Source organism: Streptomyces sp. PTY087I2 (assembly GCF_001687325.1).
In the GTDB taxonomy this organism is placed as follows: Bacteria; Actinomycetota; Actinomycetes; order Streptomycetales; family Streptomycetaceae; genus Streptomyces.
In genome coordinates this window covers 99,084-117,635 of the sequence record NZ_LZRD01000002.1, presented here as the reverse complement: position 1 = coordinate 117,635, position 18,552 = coordinate 99,084, and the positions used below count along the sequence as shown (strand labels likewise).

Sequence of the window (18,552 nt, the reverse complement as noted above, 5' to 3'; positions counted from 1 at the left end):
TGGGGTGCGGCGTGCCGGTACGAGTGACCTCCGTGGTCCGGGGAGGCCGCGGGGCTACCTTCGCGTCCATGAGTGATCGCGGCTACCGCCGGCCCCGTCCGCTGTCTCCCCTGCGCGAGCATCTGCGCGACACGTTCTGGTTCGCCCCGACCGCGGGGTTCGTCTCGGTGTTCGTGCTGTGGCTGGTCGCGTCCGAGGTCGATGACGAGATCGTCGCGTTCCTCCGGCGGGAGGAGGCCTACGACGAGCTGGAGACCCTGATCTCCCTCGCCCAGGACACGAAGACGATCGTCACCCAGATCAGCTCCGCGATGCTGACCTTCATCGGTGTGGTGTTCAGCATCTCGCTGGTCGCCGTGCAGATGGCCAGCGGGCAACTCACCCCCCGGGTGGTGCGGATCTTCGTCCGCAGCCGGATCAGCAAGGCCACGCTGACGGTGTTCCTGGCGACGTTCCTGTTCTCGCTGCTGGTCCTGGCCTCGTACGAGAGCGAGACCGACCCGCGCCGGGTGATCTCGGTCCCGCTGGTGCAGAGCCTGCTCACGCTGCTCCTGGTCGGGCTGAGCCTGCTGTTGTTCGTCATCTACGTCAGCTCGACGCTGCGGCTCATGCAGGTCGGGCCGGTCGTCGACCGGATCGCGCGGGACTCGTTCCGGGTGCTGAGGCGGGTGCCGCGGGGGCCGCAGGGGGACGACGATGTGGGGCCCGAGACCGCGCGCGTCCTGTACGAGGGGCGGGCCGGGGTGCTGCGGGACGTGAACACGGCGCGGCTCGTCCGGGTGGCCCGGCGGCAGGGCGTCGTGCTGCGGCTGATCCCCCGGATCGGGGACTTCGTGGTGCCGGGCACCCCGATGTTCGCCGTCCACGGCGGCGCCGTACCCCCACGGCACCGGCTGCGGTCGGCGGCCTCCGTCTCGGTGGAGCGCTCCCTCCACCAGGACCTGTCGTTCGGGCTGCGCCAGCTCACCGACATCGCGCTGCGGGCCCTGTCGACGTCCGTGAACGACCCGACCACCGCCGTCCAGTGCCTGGACCGGATCGTGCAGTTCCTCACGGTCGTGGTGCGGCTGCCGCTCGGCACGGTCCACCATCGGGACCGGGCGGGGAAGGTGCGGCTGGTGCAGGAGGGGCCGGGGTGGGAGGACCTGGTGGATCTCGCCTTCGAGGAGATCCGGTGGTGTGTGGCCGGAAGCCCTCAGGTGTCACGGCGGCTGCTGGCGGGACTGGACGATCTGCTGCTGCTCGCGCCGGAGGAGCGGCAGAAACCTCTGATCCGGCACCGGGCGCTGCTCGTCGAGGCCGTGGAGCGGAGTGTTCCGGTCGCCGCCGACCGGGAGTTCGCCCTGCTGCCGGACCGGCAGGGCATCGGATAGCCCCGCCGGTCCGGCATGCGCCCCGCGCGTCAGTCGCCGCAGCGGCCCTCGCGCAAGGAGTGCAGGTGCTCGCTGGACTTGCGGGCGAAGACGAGCGAATCGACCGGGTTGTCGTGCTCGGCCTGCCAGTGGTGGTAGGTCCGGCCCTGGTGGGTGCGGTGGGTGACCTTGGACAGGAACGTCTTGTAGTCGATGTCCCCGTCGCCCACGTCCGACATGCGATAGCCGTCGCGGGTCGTCTCGTCCCGGACCCCGTCCTTCACGTGGAAGAGGGGGTAGCGGTTCGGGTGCTTCAGGACGTACTTCAGCGGGTCGAGCGGGGCCGGGGTGCCGTCCACGCGCTTGCTGAAGCGGAACTGGGCGCAGTACGCCCAGTAGATGTCCATCTCCAGGTAGACGAGGTCCGGGTCGGTCTCGGCGAGCAGGACGTCGTAGAGGCGCACCTTCGGCTTGTCGGTCGCGAAGGAGAACTCCTCGGCGTGGTTGTGCTGGTAGAACTTCATGCCGCGCTTGCGGGCCGCCGCCCCGTACGTGTTGAAGTCCTCGGCCGCCCGCTTCCAGCCGTCCACCGTGTCGCCGTAGCGGAACGGGCCCGAGGCCGTGCCGATGTGCTTGAGGCCGAGCGCCTGGGCGTCGTCGAGGACCTGCTCCAGGTTCTGGGCGAAGGTGTACGCGCCGGGGTTGTTGTCGTCGTAATAGCCGACGTGGCTGCCGATCGGGTTGAGGCCGTGGTCCCGGGCCAGCCGCTTGAGCTGAGCCAGGGTGATGGGGCCGGCCGAGCCCTGGGTGTAGCCCGCGAGTTCGATCTCGTCGTAGCCGTACTTCTCCAGCTCGGCGAAGACCGGCGCGAAGCCCAGCGTGGCGATCTGGTCGCGGAGGCTGTAGAGCTGGATGCCGAGGCGGCCGGGGGGCAGGACGGGCTTGCCCTTGCCGTGTCCGTGGCCGTGCCCATGGCCGTGGTCGTGGCCATGCCCGTGGCCGTTGCCGTGGCCCTGGCCCCGGCCCTGGTCAGCGGCTTGCGCGCTCGCCGTGCCGATGATCGTGGCGGCCGTGGCTCCGGCGGCGACACCGAGGACGTTGCGGCGGCTCAGTCTGCGGGCGAGTTCGGTGTCCTTGGGGGTGCGGCTCATGTTCGCGTGTCTCCCTTGCTGACCTGACGGGGTGAGTGGTGCGGTGCGTGGGGGTGCCGGGTGCGGGACGGGGATTGTCAGTGCAGTCCGGCAAGCTGGAGGAGCAGGGACTTCACTTCGGTGGCCCTGACCCGGTCGGTGAACGCGTGGGGGGTGGAGCAGAGGATGAGCGGACCTTCGTCGTCGCTCTCGGGGAGGCGGCCGTGGCTGCCGCGAACAGGTGAGGGGTCCAGGGGGACGACCGCCATGCGGTAGCGCAGGCCGAGCTTCTTGCGGGCGACCGCCGAGACGGCCTTGACCCGGACGTAGGGGTCCTCGGGGTCCATGAAGAGCTCGACGGGGTCGTAGCCGGGCTTGCGGTGGATCTCGACGAGCTGGGCGAAGTCGGGGGCGTGTGCGTCGTCGAGCCAGTAGTAGTACGTGAACCACGCGTCCTTCTCCGCGACGGCGACGAGTTCGCCGGAGCGGGGGTGGTCCAGGTGGTGCGCCTTCTTGCCCTCGTCGTCGAGGAGCTGCTCGATGCCCGGCAGGTCCACGAGGGCGGCCCGGGTCGCTTCCAGGTCCTCGGAACGGCGTACGTAGATGTGGGCGAGCTGGTGGTCGGCGACGGCGAAGGCCCGGGAGGCCATCGGGTCCAGGTATTCCATGCCGTCCTGGGTGTGGACCTCCAGGAGGCCCGCCCGGCGCAGGGCGCGGTTGATGTCGATCGGGCGGTCGACGCGGGTGATGCCGTATTCGGAGAGGGCGACGACCGTACGGCCTTCGGCGCGGGCGTCGGCCAGCAGGGGGGCGATCGCCCGGTCGAGGTCGGCGGCGGCCCGGTGGGAGCGGGGGTCGTCGGGGCCGAAGCGCTGGAGGTCGTAGTCCAGGTGCGGCAGATAGCAGAGGGCGAGGTCGGGGGTGCGGGTGGCGATGATGTGGCGGGTGGCGTCGATGATCCACCGGGAGGAGACGAGGTCGGCGCCGGGGCCCCAGAAGTGGAAGAGGGGGAACGTGCCGAGTTTGTCGGTCAGTTCGTCGTGCAGGGCGGGGGGCCGGGTGTAGCAGTCGGGTTCCTTGCGGCCGTCGGCGTAGTAGACGGGGCGCGGGGTGACGGTCCAGTCGGTGTCGGCGCCCATCGCGTACCACCAGCAGATGTTGGCGACCGTGTAGCCGGGGTGGGCGCGGCGGGCGGCGTCCCAGAGTTTGTCGCCCTCGACGAGCCCGTTGTGCTGCCGCCAGAGCAGGACGTCGCCGAGCTCGCGGAAGTACCAGCCGTTGGCGACGATGCCGTGTTCGGCGGGCATCGCGCCGGTGAGGAAGGTCGACTGGGCGGCGCAGGTGACGGCGGGCAGCACGGTGGACAGCGGGGCCTGCGCACCCTGCTCCCCCAGGGCCCGGAGGTTCGGCATGTGGGCCAGGAGTTGGGGAGTCAGCCCGACCACGTCGAGGACGAGGAGGGGGGTGGGGGCGCCGGTCTCCTGTGCGGTTTCCGGGCCGGGTTCGGGCGCGCTCATGGCAGTTCCTTGAGGCCGAGGTCGACCAGGAGGTCGCGGGCGAGGGTGAGTTCGGCGGCGATGCCGTCGGCGAGCTGGGTGCGGGTGCGGGGCCGGAGTTCTGCGGGCAGTGCCTGCCAGGTGTACGTCTCGACCTCCAGGTGCCGGGTCAGCGGCGCGGGCCCGCCGACGAGCCGGGCGAGCGTGTCGCGCAGCACGGGGAGCGTCGAGGTCAGCGGGGGCGCGGGGGGTGCATGCAGCGGTACGTGGAAGTGGGCGCGCCAGGGGGTGGAGTCCGGAAGGGCCCGGCCGGTGACGGCCTCGTCGAGGTCGTCGGTGCCGCGCAGCCCGGCGGCGGTGCTGGTGCGGGTCTGGTGCAGGAAGCGGGGTTCGGCGAACGCGGCGAGCGCGGCGCGGACCTCGGGCAGATGCGGGTCCTCGGCGTGCAGGGCGGCGGAGAGCTGGGACTTGACGATGCGGACACCGGCGGCGGACAGGGCGTCGAGCGCGGTCGCGGGGTCCTCGAAGGAGGTGGCGAGGTGGCAGGTGTCGACGCAGATACCGATGCGGTCGTGGCCGATGTCGGTGAGCGGGGCGATGGCGTCGGCGGTGGTCTCCACCGTGCAGCCCGGTTCCGGTTCGAGGCCGATGCGGATGGACTTGCCCGTCATCTCGGCCAGGGCGTCGAGGCGCTGGGCGAGGGTGGTGAGGGCAGAGCGTGCGGTGCGGGCCGCCTCGGGGTCGCCGTCGTAGGGGGTGCGCCAGGCGAGGGGCAGGGTGGAGATGGTGCCCTCGGTGGCGTCGTCCGGGAGCAGGGCGGCCAGGAGGCGGGCGAGGTCGGTGGTGTGGGCGAGGCGGTCGGGTTCGGTCCAGTCCGGCCGGTAGACCCGGTATTTGACCTCGTCGGCGCCGAACCCCTCGTACGGGAAGCCGTTGAGGGTGACCACTTCGAGGCCGCGGCTGTCGAGTTGGGAGCGCAGGGCGCGCAGTTCGGCGGGGTCGTTGATCAGGGTGCGGGCGGCGTCCCGGGCGAGCCAGAGGCCGATGCCGAGCCGGTCCCGGCCGAGTCGGCGGCGGACGGGTTCGCAGTGGTCGCGGAGCTGGGCGCGGACGCCGTCGAGGGTTTCGGCGGGGTGGACGTTGGTGCAGTAGGCGAGGTGGACCGTGGAGCCGTCCGGGTGGCGGAAGCGCATGGCCGCCTCACTCCCCGCCGCGCAGGATGGAGTTGCCCTCGTGGAGCGGGTCGGGGGTGAGCACGTCCAGCTGGAGGCGGCCGCTCTGGCCGTAGAAGGCGACCGGGTTGCGCCACAGGACCTGGTCGACGTCGTCCTCGGTGAAGCCGGCCTTCAGCATGGCGTCGGCGACCTTGCGGGTCTTGAGGGGGTCGCTCTTGCCCCAGTCGGCTGCCGAGTTGACGAGGATCTTCTCGGTGCCGTGGTTCCGGAGGATGGTGACCATGCGGTCCTCGTCCATCTTGGTGTCGGGGTAGATGGAGAACCCGGCCCAGCAGCCGCTGTCAGTGGCGGCCTTTACGGTTGTCTCATTGAGGTGGTCGAGCAGGACGAACTCCGGGGGGAGGTTCGATTCACGGATGACGTCGATGGTGCGGTGGAGACCGGCGAGCTTGTCGCGGTGCGGGGTGTGGACGAGGGCGGGCAGAGCGTGGTCGGCGGCGAGCTGGAGCTGGGCGGCCAGCGCGTGGTCCTCGGCCGGGGTCATGGAGTCGTAGCCGATCTCGCCGACGGCGACGACGGAGTCCTTGACGAGATAGCGGGGCAGCGCGTCCAGGACGGGGGTGCAGCGGGGGTCGTTCGCCTCTTTGGGATTGAGGGCGAGGGTGCAGTGGTGGGCTATGCCGTATTGGGAGGCGCGGAAGGGCTCCCAGCCGAGGAGTGCGTCGAAGTAGTCGAAGAAGCTGGCGGGCGAGGTTCGGGGCTGGCCGAGCCAGAAGGAGGGTTCGACGAGCGCGCGGACGCCCGCGTCGTACATCGCCTGGTAGTCGTCGGTGGTGCGGGAGGTCATGTGGATGTGGGGGTCGAAGATGCGCATCAGGACTCCTCCGTGGGGGCAGGGGCTGCGGTTGAGGTCGTGAGGGCGAGGACCGTGCGCAGGTCTTCGGGGACGGGGCGGCCCGCCGCTGTGCGTTCGGCGGCGAAGTCGCCGAGCATGCGGGCGAGTTCGGCGTCGCCGCGGGCGCGGTCGGCGAGCCGGGCGACGGCCGCGACGGGCACCTCGGTGAACAGGCACTTCAGCACGGCGTGCCGCCAGGCGTGCGGGTCGAGGTGGTCGGCGCCGTAGGGACCGACGGCCGCCGCGACCAGCCGGGTGTCGTTGGCGCGCAGGGCGTCCTCGACGAGCGGGAGAGCGGTGTCGCCGAGGCCGAGCAGGTGCAGGGTGAGGAGGACGGCGCGGCGTTCGGCGGCGGTGCCCTGTTCGTAGAGGCGGGTGACGGAGGACAGCGGGGCGCGGGCCTCGACGAGCAGAAGGGAGCGTACGGAGTCGGCGTGCTCCGGTCCGCAGTGCCGGCCCGCGGCGGCGTAGCGCAGTTCCCAGGGCGGGGTGGCGTACGGGCTCGCCTCCGGGCGGGGGGCGCCGGGGGTGGCTGCCGCACCGGCCGCTTCGTGGGCGGCTTCGGCGAGGGCCTCGTCGAGCCAGGCGCGGGCGGCGCCGCCGAGTTCGGCGTCGAGTTCCTTGCGGGACTTGAGTGAGTTGGGCGGCGTCAGCACGGGGCGGCTCCCTTCGGCACGGTGGTCGTGGCCGACGTTGCGGGCGTGGCGGGCGTTGTGGTGCGGAGGCCCGCGTCCCGGGTCATGGCTTCGCGCAGGAAGTCGATCGACGTGCGGGCCAGTTCGGGGCCGGCGTGGGAGTGGCGGGGCAGTTCGACGACGGTGAGGCCGCGGTAGTCCGAGGCGGCCAGGGCGGCGAGCACGGGCGGGAAGTCGATCTCCCCGTCGCCGAACGGCAGGTGCTCGTGGACTCCGCGCCGCATGTCCTCGATCTGGACGTGCCGGAGCCAGGGGGCGGAGTCCCGGATGCACTCGACGGGCGAGGCGTCCTCCAGGCACTGGCAGTGGCCGATGTCGAGGGTGAGGCCGAGCGGTCCCGGGTCGCCCAGGAGACCCCGCAGATGGTGGAAGTCGGCGAGGGTGGCGAGGAGGTGACCGGGCTCGGGTTCGATCGCGAGCGGGATGCCGGACCGGTCGGCGGCTTCGAGAACGGGGGTGAGCGCTTCGGTGAGCCGCTTCCACGCGGTGTCCGCCGGGGTGCCGGGCGGGGTGATGCCGCTGAAGCAGTGGACGGCGTGCGCGCCGAGTTCGGCCGCCACGTCGACGGCGCGGACCAGGAGGGCGGTGCGAGCGGCGCGGGCGTCCGCGTCCGGGTCGAGGAGGGAGGGGCCGTGCTTGCGGCGCGGGTCGAGAACATAGCGGGCGCCGGTCTCCACGGTGACCCGGAGCCCGAGGGAGGTGAGCCGGCGGCGGACCTGGCGAGTGCGCTCGGTGAGGTCCGGGGCCATCGGGTCCAGGTGCATGTGGTCGAGGGTCAGGCCGACACCCTCGTAGCCGAGGTCGGCGAGCAGCCCGAGGGCGTCGTCGAGGCGGAGGTCGGTGAGCCCGTTGGTGCCGTATCCGAGGTGGAGGGTCATGTGAGGCTCACCTTCCGGGCGAGGCTGCGGGCGAGGGGGACGAGCCCCATGACGGCGAGACCGGTGACGGGCGAACCGGCGCGGGCGGCGAGCGCGGCCTGGAGCGGGATCATGGCCCGGATACCTCCGCCGACCGCCCGCTGGGTCAGGGGCGGCGACGGGTTCAACGCGGCGTGCAGGAGGGGTGGTCCGGCGGTACGGAGGTAGGCGGTGGTGAGTGCGAGGGTCAGGAGGCGGGTGGGGTCGGCCCACCCTGGGAGGCCGTTCCCAGCGGTGGCCCCAGGCCGCGGGGGCACGCCTGGAGCGGGGGCCGGAAGGCGGGTGGGGTCGGCGGCCCAGCCGGGGAGGCCGCTCCTGGACGTGGCTCCGCGCCGCGGAGGCGCGCCCAGGGCGGAGGTCAGGAGGCGGGTGGGGTCGGCGACGGTTCGGCCGAGGGGGCTTGCGGGCCCAGCCGTAAGGCCCGGGCTTGCGCCGGGGTCGGTGGCCCGGGCGGGGAGGCCGCTCCCGGACGTGGCTCCGCGCCGCGGAGGCGCGCCCAGGGCGGAGGTCAGGAGACGGGTGGAGGCGGAGACGGTTCGGCCGAGGGGGCTTGCGAGCCCTGCCGCAGGGGCCGCGCTTGCGCCGGGGTCGGTGGCCCGGGCGAGGCGTGCCTCCGGGCGTGCGGCGGCCCGTCCGGGGACGCCGCCCCCGGAGGCGGCCCCGGGCCGCAGAGCCGTGCCGACTCCTGGGCTCCGCCCCCGCCACTCCCCCAGCACCGCTGCCGCGAGTGCCGTCGTCGTGGCCAGGACCGCGAGCGGCGTTCCCGTGGAGCCGCCCTGTGTCTCGTGGCGCGACACGGCGGTGACGCCGTAGGTGTGCGCCCCGAGCACCAGGGCTGCGGGCAGCGCGGGCAGGCCGGGCAGGGCGGTCGGGGATGACTTCGGCGTACCCGGTGCCGGTATCGCTCGCGCGGCCGCCGACGCCCCGGCAACGTTGTCGCGTGCACTGCTTCCGCCCGGCGCGCTCCCAGCGGTGACCGTGGTCGTCGCCGTGGCCGTGGCCCCCAGCAGGAGGTCCAGCGAGCGGGCCGCCGCCATGGCCGCCGGGCCCGCCTTCGTGTGCTTGAGGTGCAGGTCGTAGGCCCAGACCGTGGCGGCCAGGCCCGTGGCGACCGTCAGTGCGGGGCGGCCCGCCCGGGCCGCCAGGGCGAGTCCCGCGGCGGTCAGTACCCCGGCCGCGCCCAGCGCCGCCGCCGGGCTGATGCGGCCCGAGGGGATCGGGCGGTGCGGGCGGTCGACGGCGTCCTCGTCGCGGTCGGCCCAGTCGTTGAGGGCCATCCCGGCCTCGTACAGGCAGAGGGACGCTCCGACGGCGAGGGCGGTGCCCCGGCCGGGCCTGCGGCCCACCGCGGCGGCACCCGCCAGGGCGTCGCCGGGCACGGAGAACAGGGCGGAGACGCGCAGCAGTTCGGCCCAGGCCCGCAGGCGCTGCCGGGGCGCGCCCGGGCCGGTGCCCGAGCTGATGCCAGGTCCGGCGCCCGACCCGGTGTCGGAGCGGACACCCGGGCCGGTTCCTGAACCCACGCCCAGCCCGGCGCCCGAGCCGACACGCGAGCCGGAGCCAGGACCCGTACCCGATCCGGCACCTGAGCCGGTGCCAGGTCCGGTCCCTGAGCCGGTGACCGAGGCGGCACCCAGCCCCGCACCTGAACCAGTCCCCGGCCCGGCACCTGAACCGACACCCGGACCGGTTCCTGAACCCACGCCCAGCCCGGCGCCCGAGCCGACACCCGGGCCGGAGCCAGATCCCGTACCCGATCCGGTGCCAGGACCCGTGCCCGAGCCGGTCCACGCCCCGGCGCCTGAGCCAGCGCCCGATCCGGCATCCGACGCGGCCCCCGGGCCCGCCCCCGGCCGCCCCGGCCCCGCATCCGCGCGCTCTTCCTCCCCCTCTCGGCCCCCGAGGAACGGTCCACGCCTGTCCGGGGCGGGCGCAGTCCCGCCCGCGCCGGACAGGCTGTCATGGGTCACGGCATCTTTCCACGCGCCGTGAGGAGAACCGTTCCGTCGGCCCGGCCCCGCCGGGAGCGCCGACAGGGCCGCGATCAGCGCGGCCGGCAGGGCTCGCGCCCGCCGCATCACGCCTGGTCCCGCAGACGCTCGGCGAACGTGAGCAGGGTGGCGTACTGCTCGGCCAGTGCCGCCGATGTGCCGCCGTCCGGGTCCTTGAAGTAGAAGCCCAGCTCCGGCAGGGGGCCGCTGATCCCCACCTCGTGGGCGCGGGCCAGCAGCCGTGCCAGGTCCAGGACCAGCGGGGCTGCCAGGGCCGAGTCACAGCCCTGCCAGATGGTCTGGAGGATCATGCGGGAGCCGAGGAAGCCGTCAAAGGCTATGTGGTCCCAGGCGGTCTTCCAGTCGCCCATGGCGGGCACGTCGTCGATGTGCACCTCCCCCTCGGGGGCGGTACCGAAGGTGTCGGCGAGGACGCGTTCCTTGCCCGCGTTCTTCGCGGCGGCCGCCGCCGGATCGGCCAGCGCCGCTCCGTCCCCGCCGCCCAGGAGGTTCGACCCGGACCACGCCCGTACGGCCAGGGCGCGCTGGAGGAACATCGGGGCGAGCACGGAGCGGAGCAGCGTCTGGCCGGTCTTCCCGTCGCGTCCGGCGTGGGGAAGTCCGCTGGAGGCGACGGTGTCGGTGAGCGCGGGGGTGCGCAGCCCGGTGGACGGGGTGAAGTTGACGTAGGAGCAGCCGGCGCGCAGGGCGGCGGCCGCGTAGAGGGAACTGGCGGGCAGCCGGGTGTCGCCGGGGCCGGGGGCCGGTTCGGTGGAGGCGACGTTCACGACGACGGTGCGGGCCAGGTCGTGGCGGTGGGCGAAGTCGGTGAGGTCGGCGGCGAACGCGGCGATGAGTTCCTGGTCGGTGCGGGTGTCGCCGGGGAGGGGGCCGCCGGGGCGGATCTCGGCGTCGGCGGCGTCGAGATCGGCGCGGACGGCGGAGGGCAGCCCGTGCGGGAGTACACCGCCGTCGGCCAGCGCCTCGGCCCGCTTGGACAGCGGGCAGTCCAGGGTGTCGTGACCGCCGAAGACCAGGTCGGTCAGGGCGGGCAGCCCGCTGCCGGCGAAGGGGGGCGTCTCGGTGACCATGCCGGTCGGCGGGTGGAGCCCCGCGGCGATGGCGGCGCAGCCCGCGGTGGCGGTGGTCGCCACCGAGCCGCGCGCTCCGATGAACCAGACGCCGGTGCGGCCCGCGACCTCCGCAGGGTCCGCGGCACCGGCGAGGCCCACGGCCTCCGTACGGTCCACGGAACCCGGGAGGCCCGTGGCCTCCGCACGGTCCACAGAACCCGCGCGGCCCACTCCCCCCGCACGGTCCACAGCCCCCACGAGGCCGGCAGCCTCCGAAGAGATCGGTGCGTCGACGCGGCCTGGGGTGTCGGTTCGGCCTTCACGATCGGCGGGTGCGGTCACGGGCTGCCTCCCTGGGGGGATGTGTCGGGGTGGAGGACGGCGGGCGGGGGAAGGTGCGTGCTTCCCCCGCCCGTCGTCGGCAGAGGCGGCTGCCCTACTTCGGGGGCAGCTCCTTCAGTTGGATGTTGCGGAAGGACACCTGGTCGTCGGCTCCGTGGTTCTGGAGGCCGATGTAGCCGTCCTTCAGGCTGCGGACGGGGTCGGTGTTGGTGAAGTCGTTGATCTTCGCTCCGTTGAGGAAGACCTGGAGGCGTTCACCCTGGACCTTGATCTCGTAGCTGTTCCACTGTCCCGGCGGCCGCAGGACGCGGTCACGGGTCTTGATGTTCGCCGACTTGAATCCGTAGACGGCGCCGGTGGTGCGGTCGGCGGCGTCCGTGGCGTCGATCTGGATCTCGTAGCCGTTGTTCACCGCCGACCAGGGGTCGTCGGACTCCGGGAAGCCCACGAAGACACCGGAGTTGTCGTCGCCGGCCATCTTCCAGTCGAGCTTCAGCGAGTACGACGTCAGCTCCTTGGCCTGGTAGGTGAGGAGACCCATGCCGCCCTCGGAGTGCAGGGCGCCGTCACTGATGGAGAACTTCCCCGGGCCCGCCTGCTTCCATCCCTCCAGCGTCTTGCCGTTGAAGATCGGCCGGTAGTCGGTGTCCGGCTTGCAGTCGGCCTTGACCTGGCCGGTGGCGTAGCGCAGGCCGCCCAGGACGTGGCTGCGGAAGGCCGGTTCGGCGTAGGACTCCTTGGTGTGGCCGAGACCGGTGTAGAAGGAGCGGCCGCCCTGGTAGGTCTGGCACCAGGAGATCGGGTGGTCGCCCTTCATGGTGCCGCCGGTGTAGGTGGTCTCGTCGAGGGTGGCCAACACCTTGGCCTTGCCCCGGGGGTTGGTGCCGTAGTTGTACCACTCGTCGGTGCGCTCCCACTCCTCGTCCAGGTGCGCGGTGGCCGGATGGCTGTGGTCCTCGACGCGGACGGTGGCGGGCTGGATCTGCGGGTGGGAGTCGAAGTAGGCGCCGACGAGGCCGCCGTAGAACTCCCAGTCGTACTCGGTGTCGGCGGCCGCGTGGATGCCGACGTAACCGCCGCCGGTGGCCACGTAGTTCTCGAACGCCTTCTGCTGTTCGGCGTTGAGGACGTCGCCGGTGGTGGAGAGGAACGCGACGGCGTCGTAGCGGGCCAGGTTGCTGGTGGTGAACTGGGCGGCGGACTCGGTGGCGTCGACCGTGATGTTGGTGTCCTTGCCGATCTCCTTCAGGGCGGCGATGCCGTCCGGGATGGAGTCGTGGCGGAATCCGGCGGTCTTGGAGAAGACCAGGACGCGCTTGGCGGTCTTGTCTACCGGGGTGTTGGAGAGTTCGAAGTCGTCGACGTCGTAGAGCGCGCCGTCGCCGCCCTTGAAGACGAGGAAGAGTTCGGTCTGCTTCTTGGGGGCTCCGCGCAGCGGGATGTCGATGTCCTGGAAGGTGTCCCAGCTGCCGGTCACGGGGACGGGTCCGGAGCCGAGGATCTTGCCGGTGGGCGATCCCGCGCGGACTTCGAGGAAGCCGCCGGAGCCGGCCGAGGAGATCCGGGCGGTGAGCTTGGTGGTGTTGCCGAGGACGTAGGTCTTGAAGGAGATCCAGTCGTCGTTGTGGATGTCGCCGACGGTCTTTCCGCCGTGCGCGCCGGCCTTGCTCGGCGTGGTGACGCCGGAGGAGTCGTCGAAGTGCTCGGCCTGGCGGTGCCTGGGCTGGAGCCGGGAGGTGTCCTTGCCGGTCAGCTTGGGCTGGCCGCCACCGCCGTTGTCGGTGTACGAGGCCGAAATGCCGCCGTAGATATTGGCGTTGGGGTCGTGGCCGCCTTCCATGGCGGTCTTGATGGTGCCCTCGCAGCCGTGCTCGGTGGTGATGTCGTGGCCGTGGCTGTCGTGGCCCAGGGTGAACTTGACCTCGACCTTGGTGCAGTCGATGGTCCCGTCCTCGGGGTCGCTGACGTTCACCTTGAACGGTACGGAGTCGCCGAACTCGAAGAGCTGGCCGTCCTCGGGGAGCACCAGCTCCACGGTCGGGGCGGTGTTGCCGACGGTGACATGGACGCTGGCGGAGCCGGTGCGGCCGGTCGGGTCCTCGGCGGTGACGGTCGCCACGTACGTACCGTTCTTCTTGTACGTGTACGTGGGGTTGGCGTCCGTGGAGGTGCCGCCGTCGCCGAAGTCCCAGGAGTACGTGAGCGGATCGTCGTCGCCGTCCGCCGTGCCGGCCGAGGAGAACTTCACCTTCAGCGGCGCGGTGCCCGACGTCTTGTTCGCCGAGGCTTCGGCGATGGGCGATCGGCCTCCGGTGGCGTTCTCGATGCGGTAGAGCGCGGAGTTCTCGTCGCCGCCGAACCAGGCGAGGCCGTAGTCGAGGACGTACAGGGCCCCGTCCGGGCCGAAGGCCATGTCCATGATCTGGGTGCCGGACCAGGGCACGTCGTTGATGGACTGGACGGTGCCGTCGGCGTCCTGCTCGATGCGCTTGATCCACTGGCGGCCGAACTCACCGGCGAAGAAGTCGCCGTCGTAGGCCTCGGGGAACTTGACCGGGGAGTCGAGGCCGGCGTCGTACCGGTAGACGGGTCCGCCCATCGGGGACTCGGATCCGGTGCCGAACTCGGGTACCGAGCCGCCGTCGTACGGGATCCACGCGGCCTCGGCGGGCGGCAGGTCGACGAGTCCGGTGTTGTGCGGCGACTCGTTCTTCAGGTTCGCGCAGTCGAAGGCGGCGCCGGAGGTCTTGGTCGCGAAGTCGTAGTCGATGTACGGCTCGTTGTCGCCGACGCAGAAGGGCCAGCCGAAGTTGGCGGCCTTCGTCACGCGGGCGAACTCGACCTTCCCGGCCGGTCCCCGCTTAGGGTCGGCAGCACCCGCGTCGGGGCCGTAGTCGCCGACGTACACAGTGCCGGTGGCCTGGTCGACGGAGAAGCGGAAGGGGTTGCGGAAGCCCATCGCGTAGATCTCGGGGCGGGTCTTGTCCGTGCCCGGCTCGAAGAGGTTGCCCTCCGGGACGGTGTACGAGCCGTCGTCGGCGACCTTGATGCGCAGGATCTTGCCGCGCAGGTCGTTGGTGTTGCCCGAGGTGCGGCGGGCGTCGAACGCCGGGTTGCGGTCGGGGCGTTCGTCGATCGGGGTGAAGCCGTCGGAGGCGAAGGGGTTGGTGTCGTCGCCGGTCGAGAGGTAGAGGTTGCCGTCCTTGTCGAAGTCGATGTCACCGCCGACGTGGCAGCAGATGCCGCGCGAGGTGGGGACGTCCAGGACCTTCTTCTCGCTGGCGGTGTCGAGGGTGCCGTCCTCGTTGAGGACGAAGCGGGAGAGCCGGTTGACGCCGTCGAACTTCGCGAAGTCGGCGGCGGTGCCGGTCTCCGGGGCGTCCCCGGCGGGGGTGTCCATCGGCGGCGCGTAGAAGAGGTAGATCGCCCGGTTCTCGGCGAAGTCCGGGTCGACGCCGACGCCTTGGAGGCCTTCCTCGTCGTGCGTGTACACGGGGAGGGTGCCGGAGATCCTGGTGTTGCCGGCGCTGTCGGTGATCCGCAGCTCGCCGCCGCGCGAGGTGTGCAGCACGCTGCGGTCCGGGAGGACGGCGAGCGACATGGGCTCGCCGGTCTCCTCGACGCCCTTGGCGAGGGTGACTTGCTGGAAGTCCTCCGCCACGGGCTCCTCGTGCCCGGGGTGGCCCGGGTGGGCGGTGGCGCCGGGGGCGGAGCCGAGGGTCAGGGTGGCGGCGGCGAGCAGGCCGCCGGTGAACAGCGCGAGGGTCTTTCGGACGCGGGTCCGGGCCAGGAGCCGCTTTCTGGTTCTGTGCACGAAGGTCCTCCGGAGAGTGCCGGTTGTACGGGCGGGTGTAGCCGTGCCGTGCCGCGCGGGGACTGCCGCGCGTGCGTCACCGGAGACAGGAGCGACCCCGGTGACGCGAGTCATGTCGTGTACACGAAAAGGACGGTAGACCTGTTCGTCCTCGACGGAAAGCCCTTGTGCAACAGGTAAGCCGAACTTCTGCTTCCGGCAGGACAAAGGGATTTCCGGGCAGGGCGAGGCAACCCCGGGGGCGGGGGCCGTGCGGCGCGACATGCCCCCGGGGCGGAGTCGTCCGTGCTACTCGCCGCCGCCGAAGGCCGCGTCGAAGGAGGCGGACGGCGGGTCGAAGTCGTACCGCTTGAGGCTGGCAAGCGCTTCCGGGGCGCCGGTCAGCCGGTCCATTCCGGCGTCCTCCCACTCGACCGAGACCGGGCCCTCGTAGCCGATGGACCGGAGCATCCGGAAGACGTCCTCCCAGGGGACGTCACCGTGGCCGGCGGAGACGAAGTCCCAGCCGCGCCGGGGGTCGCCCCACGGCAGATGCGAGCCGAGGCGGCCGTTGCGGCCGTCGAGGCGCTTGCGGGCCTCCTTGCAGTCCACGTGGTAGATCCGGTCCCGGAAGTCGTAGAGGAAGCCGACCGGGTCGAGGTCCTGCCAGACGAAGTGGCTCGGGTCGAAGTTCAGCCCGAACGCGGGCCGGTGGTCCACCGCTTCGAGCGCGCGCTTGGTGGTCCAGTAGTCGTACGCGATCTCGCTCGGGTGCACCTCGTGGGCGAAGCGCACCCCCTCGGCGTCGAAGACGTCCAGGATCGGGTTCCAGCGCTCGGCGAAGTCCTCGTAGCCCCGCTCGATCATGTGCGGCGGGACGGGCGGGAACATCGCGACGAGGTGCCAGATCGAGGAGCCGGTGAACCCGACGACCGTGTCGACGCCGAAGGCGGCTGCGGCCCGCGCGGTGTCGGCGATCTCGGCGGCGGCCCGCTGCCGTACGCCCTCGGGCTCGCCGTCGCCCCAGATGCGGGCGGGCAGGATGCCCTGGTGGCGTTCGTCGATCGGGTGGTCGCAGACGGCCTGCCCGACGAGGTGGTTGGAGATCGCGAAGCACTTCAGCCCGTACTTGTCGAGCAGTTGGTGCCTGCTGTCCAGGTAGCCGGGGTCGGCCAGGGCCTTGTCGACCTCGAAGTGGTCTCCCCAGCAGGCGAGTTCGAGTCCGTCGTAGCCGAAGTCCCGGGCGTGCTTGCAGACCTCCTCCAGCGGGAGGTCGGCCCACTGGCCGGTGAAGAGGGTGAAGGGGCGGGGCATGGGCGGGAACCTCCTAGGAGGGGACGGCGGTGTGTACGGAGTTCTTGGCGGCGCTCTCCTCGACGGCGGCGAGCACCCGCTGCACCTGGAGGCCGTCCGCGAACGACGGTACGGGCGGGGCCCCTTCGGCGATCGTGCGGACCACGTCGCGGGCCTGGTGGACGAAGGTGTGCTCGTAGCCGAGCCCGTGGCCCGGCGGCCACCAGGCCTCCAGGTAGGGGTGTTCGGGTTCGGTGACGAGGATCCGGCGGAAGCCCGCGGTGGCGGCGGGCTCGGTGTGGTCGTGGAAGGACAGCTCGTTGAGCCGCTCCAGGTCGAAGGCGAGCGAGCCCAGCTCCCCGTTGATCTCCAGGCGCAGGGCGTTCTTGCGCCCGGCGGCCATCCGGGTCGCCTCGAAGGAGGCCAGTGCGCCGGAGGCGAGGCGGCCGGTGAAGATCGCCGCGTCGTCGACGGTCACCTCGCCCCGCTCCACCGCGTCGGCGCTGCCGGAGAGCCCGGCCGACGCCCCGGCGAGCAGGGGCCGTTCGCGTACGAAGGTCTCGGCCACGGCGGAGACTCCGGTCAGCAGCTCGCCCGAGAGGTACTGGGCGAGGTCGACGATGTGCGCCCCGAGGTCGCCGAGCGCGCCGGATCCCGCGTGCTCGCGCTTGAGCCGCCAGGTGAGCGGGGAGGCCGGGTCGACCAGCCAGTCCTGGAGGTAGGTGGCCCGCACATGGCGCAAGGGGCCGAGCCGGCCCTCGGCAACGAGCTGCCGGGCGTAGGAGATCGCGGGCACCTTGCGGTAGTTGAAGCCCACCATCGCCACCTGGCCCCGGGTGGCGGCCGCTTCGGCGGCGCGGACCATGGCCTCGGCCTCGGCGACGGTGTTGGCGAGCGGCTTCTCGCACAGGACGTGCTTGCCGGCTTCCAGGGCGGCGACGGCGATCTCCGCGTGGCTGTCGCCGGGGGTGCAGATGTCGATCAGCTGGACGTCGTCCCGGGCGATCAGGGCCCGCCAGTCGGTCTCCGCCGCCGCCCAGCCGTGCCGGGCGGCGGCGGCGTCGACCGCCGCACGGTCGCGTCCGCAGATCGCGGCGAGAGCGGGCCGCAGCGGCAGGTCGAAGACGTGTCCGGCGGTGCGCCACCCCTGGGAGTGGGCGGCGCCCATGAACGCGTATCCGACCATGCCGACCCCGAGCGTTCCCGGCGCCTGCCGCGGCGGCGGTGCTGAGGTGTGCGTTTCCGTCTCTTGACTACGGGCCATGCGGACTTCCTCCTCATCGGTGTGCGGTAACGGGCCGGGGGACGCGCTCGCCGCCTCCCCCGGAGTCCCGGTCAGTTGAAGCCCGTCGGCAGGTACTGGTCGATGTTGTCCTTCGTCACGACCGCGGAGTACAGGGTCAGGGAGGTCGGGATCTCCATCTCGGAGAGGCCGCTGATGCCCTTGGACTGGCCGAGCGCCCGGGCCAGGTCGATAGCGGACGCGGCCATCGTCGGCGGGTAGAGGACGGTCGCCTTGATGACCGAGTTGTCGGCCTTGATGGCGTCCATCGCGGACTTGGCGCCGGCGCCGCCGACCATGATGAACTCGTCGCGTCCCGCCTGCTCGATGGCGCGCAGCGCACCGACGCCCTGGTCGTCGTCGTGGTTCCACAGGGCGTCGAACTGCTTCTGCGCCTGGAGGAGTTGGGCCATCTTCGCCTGGCCGGACTCGACGGTGAAGTCGGCCGCCTGACGGGCCACCAGCTTGATGTTGGAGTAGTTCTTGAGGGCGTCGGCGAAGCCCTGGCTGCGCTGCTTGGTCAGTTCCAGGTTGTCGATTCCGGCGAGCTCGACGACCTTGGCGTTCGGCTTGTCCTTGAGCTGTTCGCCGATGTAGTGCCCGGCGTTGAGGCCCATGCCGTAGTTGTCGCCGCCGACCCAGCAGCGGTAGGCCTGCGGGGAGGCGAAGATGCGGTCCAGGTTGACGACGGGGATGCCCGCCTTCATCGCTTCCAGACCGACCTGGGTGAGCGCCTTGCCGTCGGCGGGGAGGATGACGAGGACGTCGACCTTCTTGTTGATGAGGGTCTTGACCTGGCCGATCTGGGCGGCGGTGTCGTTGGAGCCCTCGGTGATCTCCAGGGTGACGTCGGAGTACGTCTCCGCCCGGGACTTGGCGTTCACGTTGATCGCGTTCAGCCAGCCGTGGTCGGCCTGCGGTCCGGCGAAGCCGATGGTGACGGCCTTGCCGGGCTTGTCGTCGGCGGGGGCGCTGTTACCGGCGGGCTCGGTCTTCTTGGGCTCGTTGCTGGTACAGGCGGTGAGGAGCGCGCCCGCGGAGACGGCGGCGGTTCCGAACAGCAGCCCTCTGCGGCTGGTTTCTGGCATGACGGTCTGACCCTTCATCCGGTGGGTGCG

At 72.0% G+C, this 18,552-nt stretch carries 13 protein-coding genes; 1 reads left to right on the top strand and 12 read right to left on the bottom strand.

Translation table 11 applies throughout. From position 1 onward, the window contains the following. The first annotated feature begins 68 nt into the window (after positions 1 to 68). Positions 69 to 1,373, top strand: coding sequence for a DUF2254 domain-containing protein (locus tag A3Q37_RS02500; protein WP_065476936.1), 1,305 nt, complete (start codon positions 69 to 71; stop codon positions 1,371 to 1,373). A gap of 29 nt (positions 1,374 to 1,402) precedes the next feature. Here A3Q37_RS02500 and A3Q37_RS02495 read toward each other — a convergent pair whose 3' ends face one another. The 12 genes from A3Q37_RS02495 to A3Q37_RS02440 form a co-directional block, all read right to left on the bottom strand. After that, the gene (locus tag A3Q37_RS02495; protein WP_065476934.1) at positions 1,403 to 2,503 is read right to left on the bottom strand and encodes a sugar phosphate isomerase/epimerase; all 1,101 of its coding nucleotides are present in this window, start codon (positions 2,501 to 2,503) and stop codon (positions 1,403 to 1,405) included. Positions 2,504 to 2,580: 77 nt separating this feature from the next. Then, positions 2,581 to 3,999: a nucleotide pyrophosphatase/phosphodiesterase family protein gene (locus A3Q37_RS02490; protein ID WP_065476932.1), complete on the bottom strand. Its 1,419-nt coding sequence runs from the start codon at positions 3,997 to 3,999 to the stop codon at positions 2,581 to 2,583. After that, positions 3,996 to 5,171 (bottom strand): metabolite traffic protein EboE, encoded by a 1,176-nt coding sequence (gene eboE, locus A3Q37_RS02485; RefSeq protein WP_065476930.1) that lies wholly within the window; start codon positions 5,169 to 5,171, stop codon positions 3,996 to 3,998. The genes A3Q37_RS02490 and eboE overlap by 4 nt, the downstream gene beginning before the upstream one ends. Before the next feature lie 7 nt (positions 5,172 to 5,178). Then, positions 5,179 to 6,027: a TatD family hydrolase gene (locus tag A3Q37_RS02480; RefSeq protein ID WP_065476928.1), complete on the bottom strand. Its 849-nt coding sequence runs from the start codon at positions 6,025 to 6,027 to the stop codon at positions 5,179 to 5,181. Then, positions 6,027 to 6,704, bottom strand: a complete 678-nt coding sequence (locus tag A3Q37_RS02475; protein WP_079137625.1) for an EboA domain-containing protein — start codon at positions 6,702 to 6,704, stop codon at positions 6,027 to 6,029. Before A3Q37_RS02475 ends, A3Q37_RS02480 begins: the two co-directional genes overlap by 1 nt. Beyond that, positions 6,698 to 7,621, bottom strand: a complete 924-nt coding sequence (locus A3Q37_RS02470; RefSeq protein ID WP_079137624.1) for a sugar phosphate isomerase/epimerase — start codon at positions 7,619 to 7,621, stop codon at positions 6,698 to 6,700. The genes A3Q37_RS02475 and A3Q37_RS02470 overlap by 7 nt, the downstream gene beginning before the upstream one ends. Continuing rightward, positions 7,618 to 9,189 carry an SCO3242 family prenyltransferase gene (locus tag A3Q37_RS35300; protein WP_079137639.1) on the bottom strand — a complete coding sequence of 524 codons (1,572 nt, stop codon included), beginning with the start codon at positions 9,187 to 9,189 and terminating at the stop codon, positions 7,618 to 7,620. The genes A3Q37_RS02470 and A3Q37_RS35300 overlap by 4 nt, the downstream gene beginning before the upstream one ends. 548 nt (positions 9,190 to 9,737) lie before the next feature. After that, the gene (locus tag A3Q37_RS02460; RefSeq protein WP_255311711.1) at positions 9,738 to 10,901 is read right to left on the bottom strand and encodes an inositol-3-phosphate synthase; all 1,164 of its coding nucleotides are present in this window, start codon (positions 10,899 to 10,901) and stop codon (positions 9,738 to 9,740) included. A 259-nt stretch (positions 10,902 to 11,160) separates the two neighbouring features. Beyond that, on the bottom strand, positions 11,161 to 14,880 hold the full coding sequence (locus A3Q37_RS02455; protein ID WP_065476926.1) for a ThuA domain-containing protein: 3,720 nt from the start codon (positions 14,878 to 14,880) through the stop codon (positions 11,161 to 11,163). A gap of 288 nt (positions 14,881 to 15,168) precedes the next feature. Next, on the bottom strand, positions 15,169 to 16,173 hold the full coding sequence (locus A3Q37_RS02450) for a sugar phosphate isomerase/epimerase (protein WP_065476923.1): 1,005 nt from the start codon (positions 16,171 to 16,173) through the stop codon (positions 15,169 to 15,171). 13 nt (positions 16,174 to 16,186) lie between these two features. Beyond that, positions 16,187 to 17,416 (bottom strand): Gfo/Idh/MocA family protein, encoded by a 1,230-nt coding sequence (locus tag A3Q37_RS02445; RefSeq protein WP_065476921.1) that lies wholly within the window; start codon positions 17,414 to 17,416, stop codon positions 16,187 to 16,189. Between the two features lie 71 nt (positions 17,417 to 17,487). After that, entirely contained in the window at positions 17,488 to 18,522 is a 1,035-nt protein-coding gene (locus A3Q37_RS02440; RefSeq protein ID WP_065477323.1) for a substrate-binding domain-containing protein, read from the bottom strand. Positions 18,523 to 18,552: the final 30 nt, after the last annotated feature.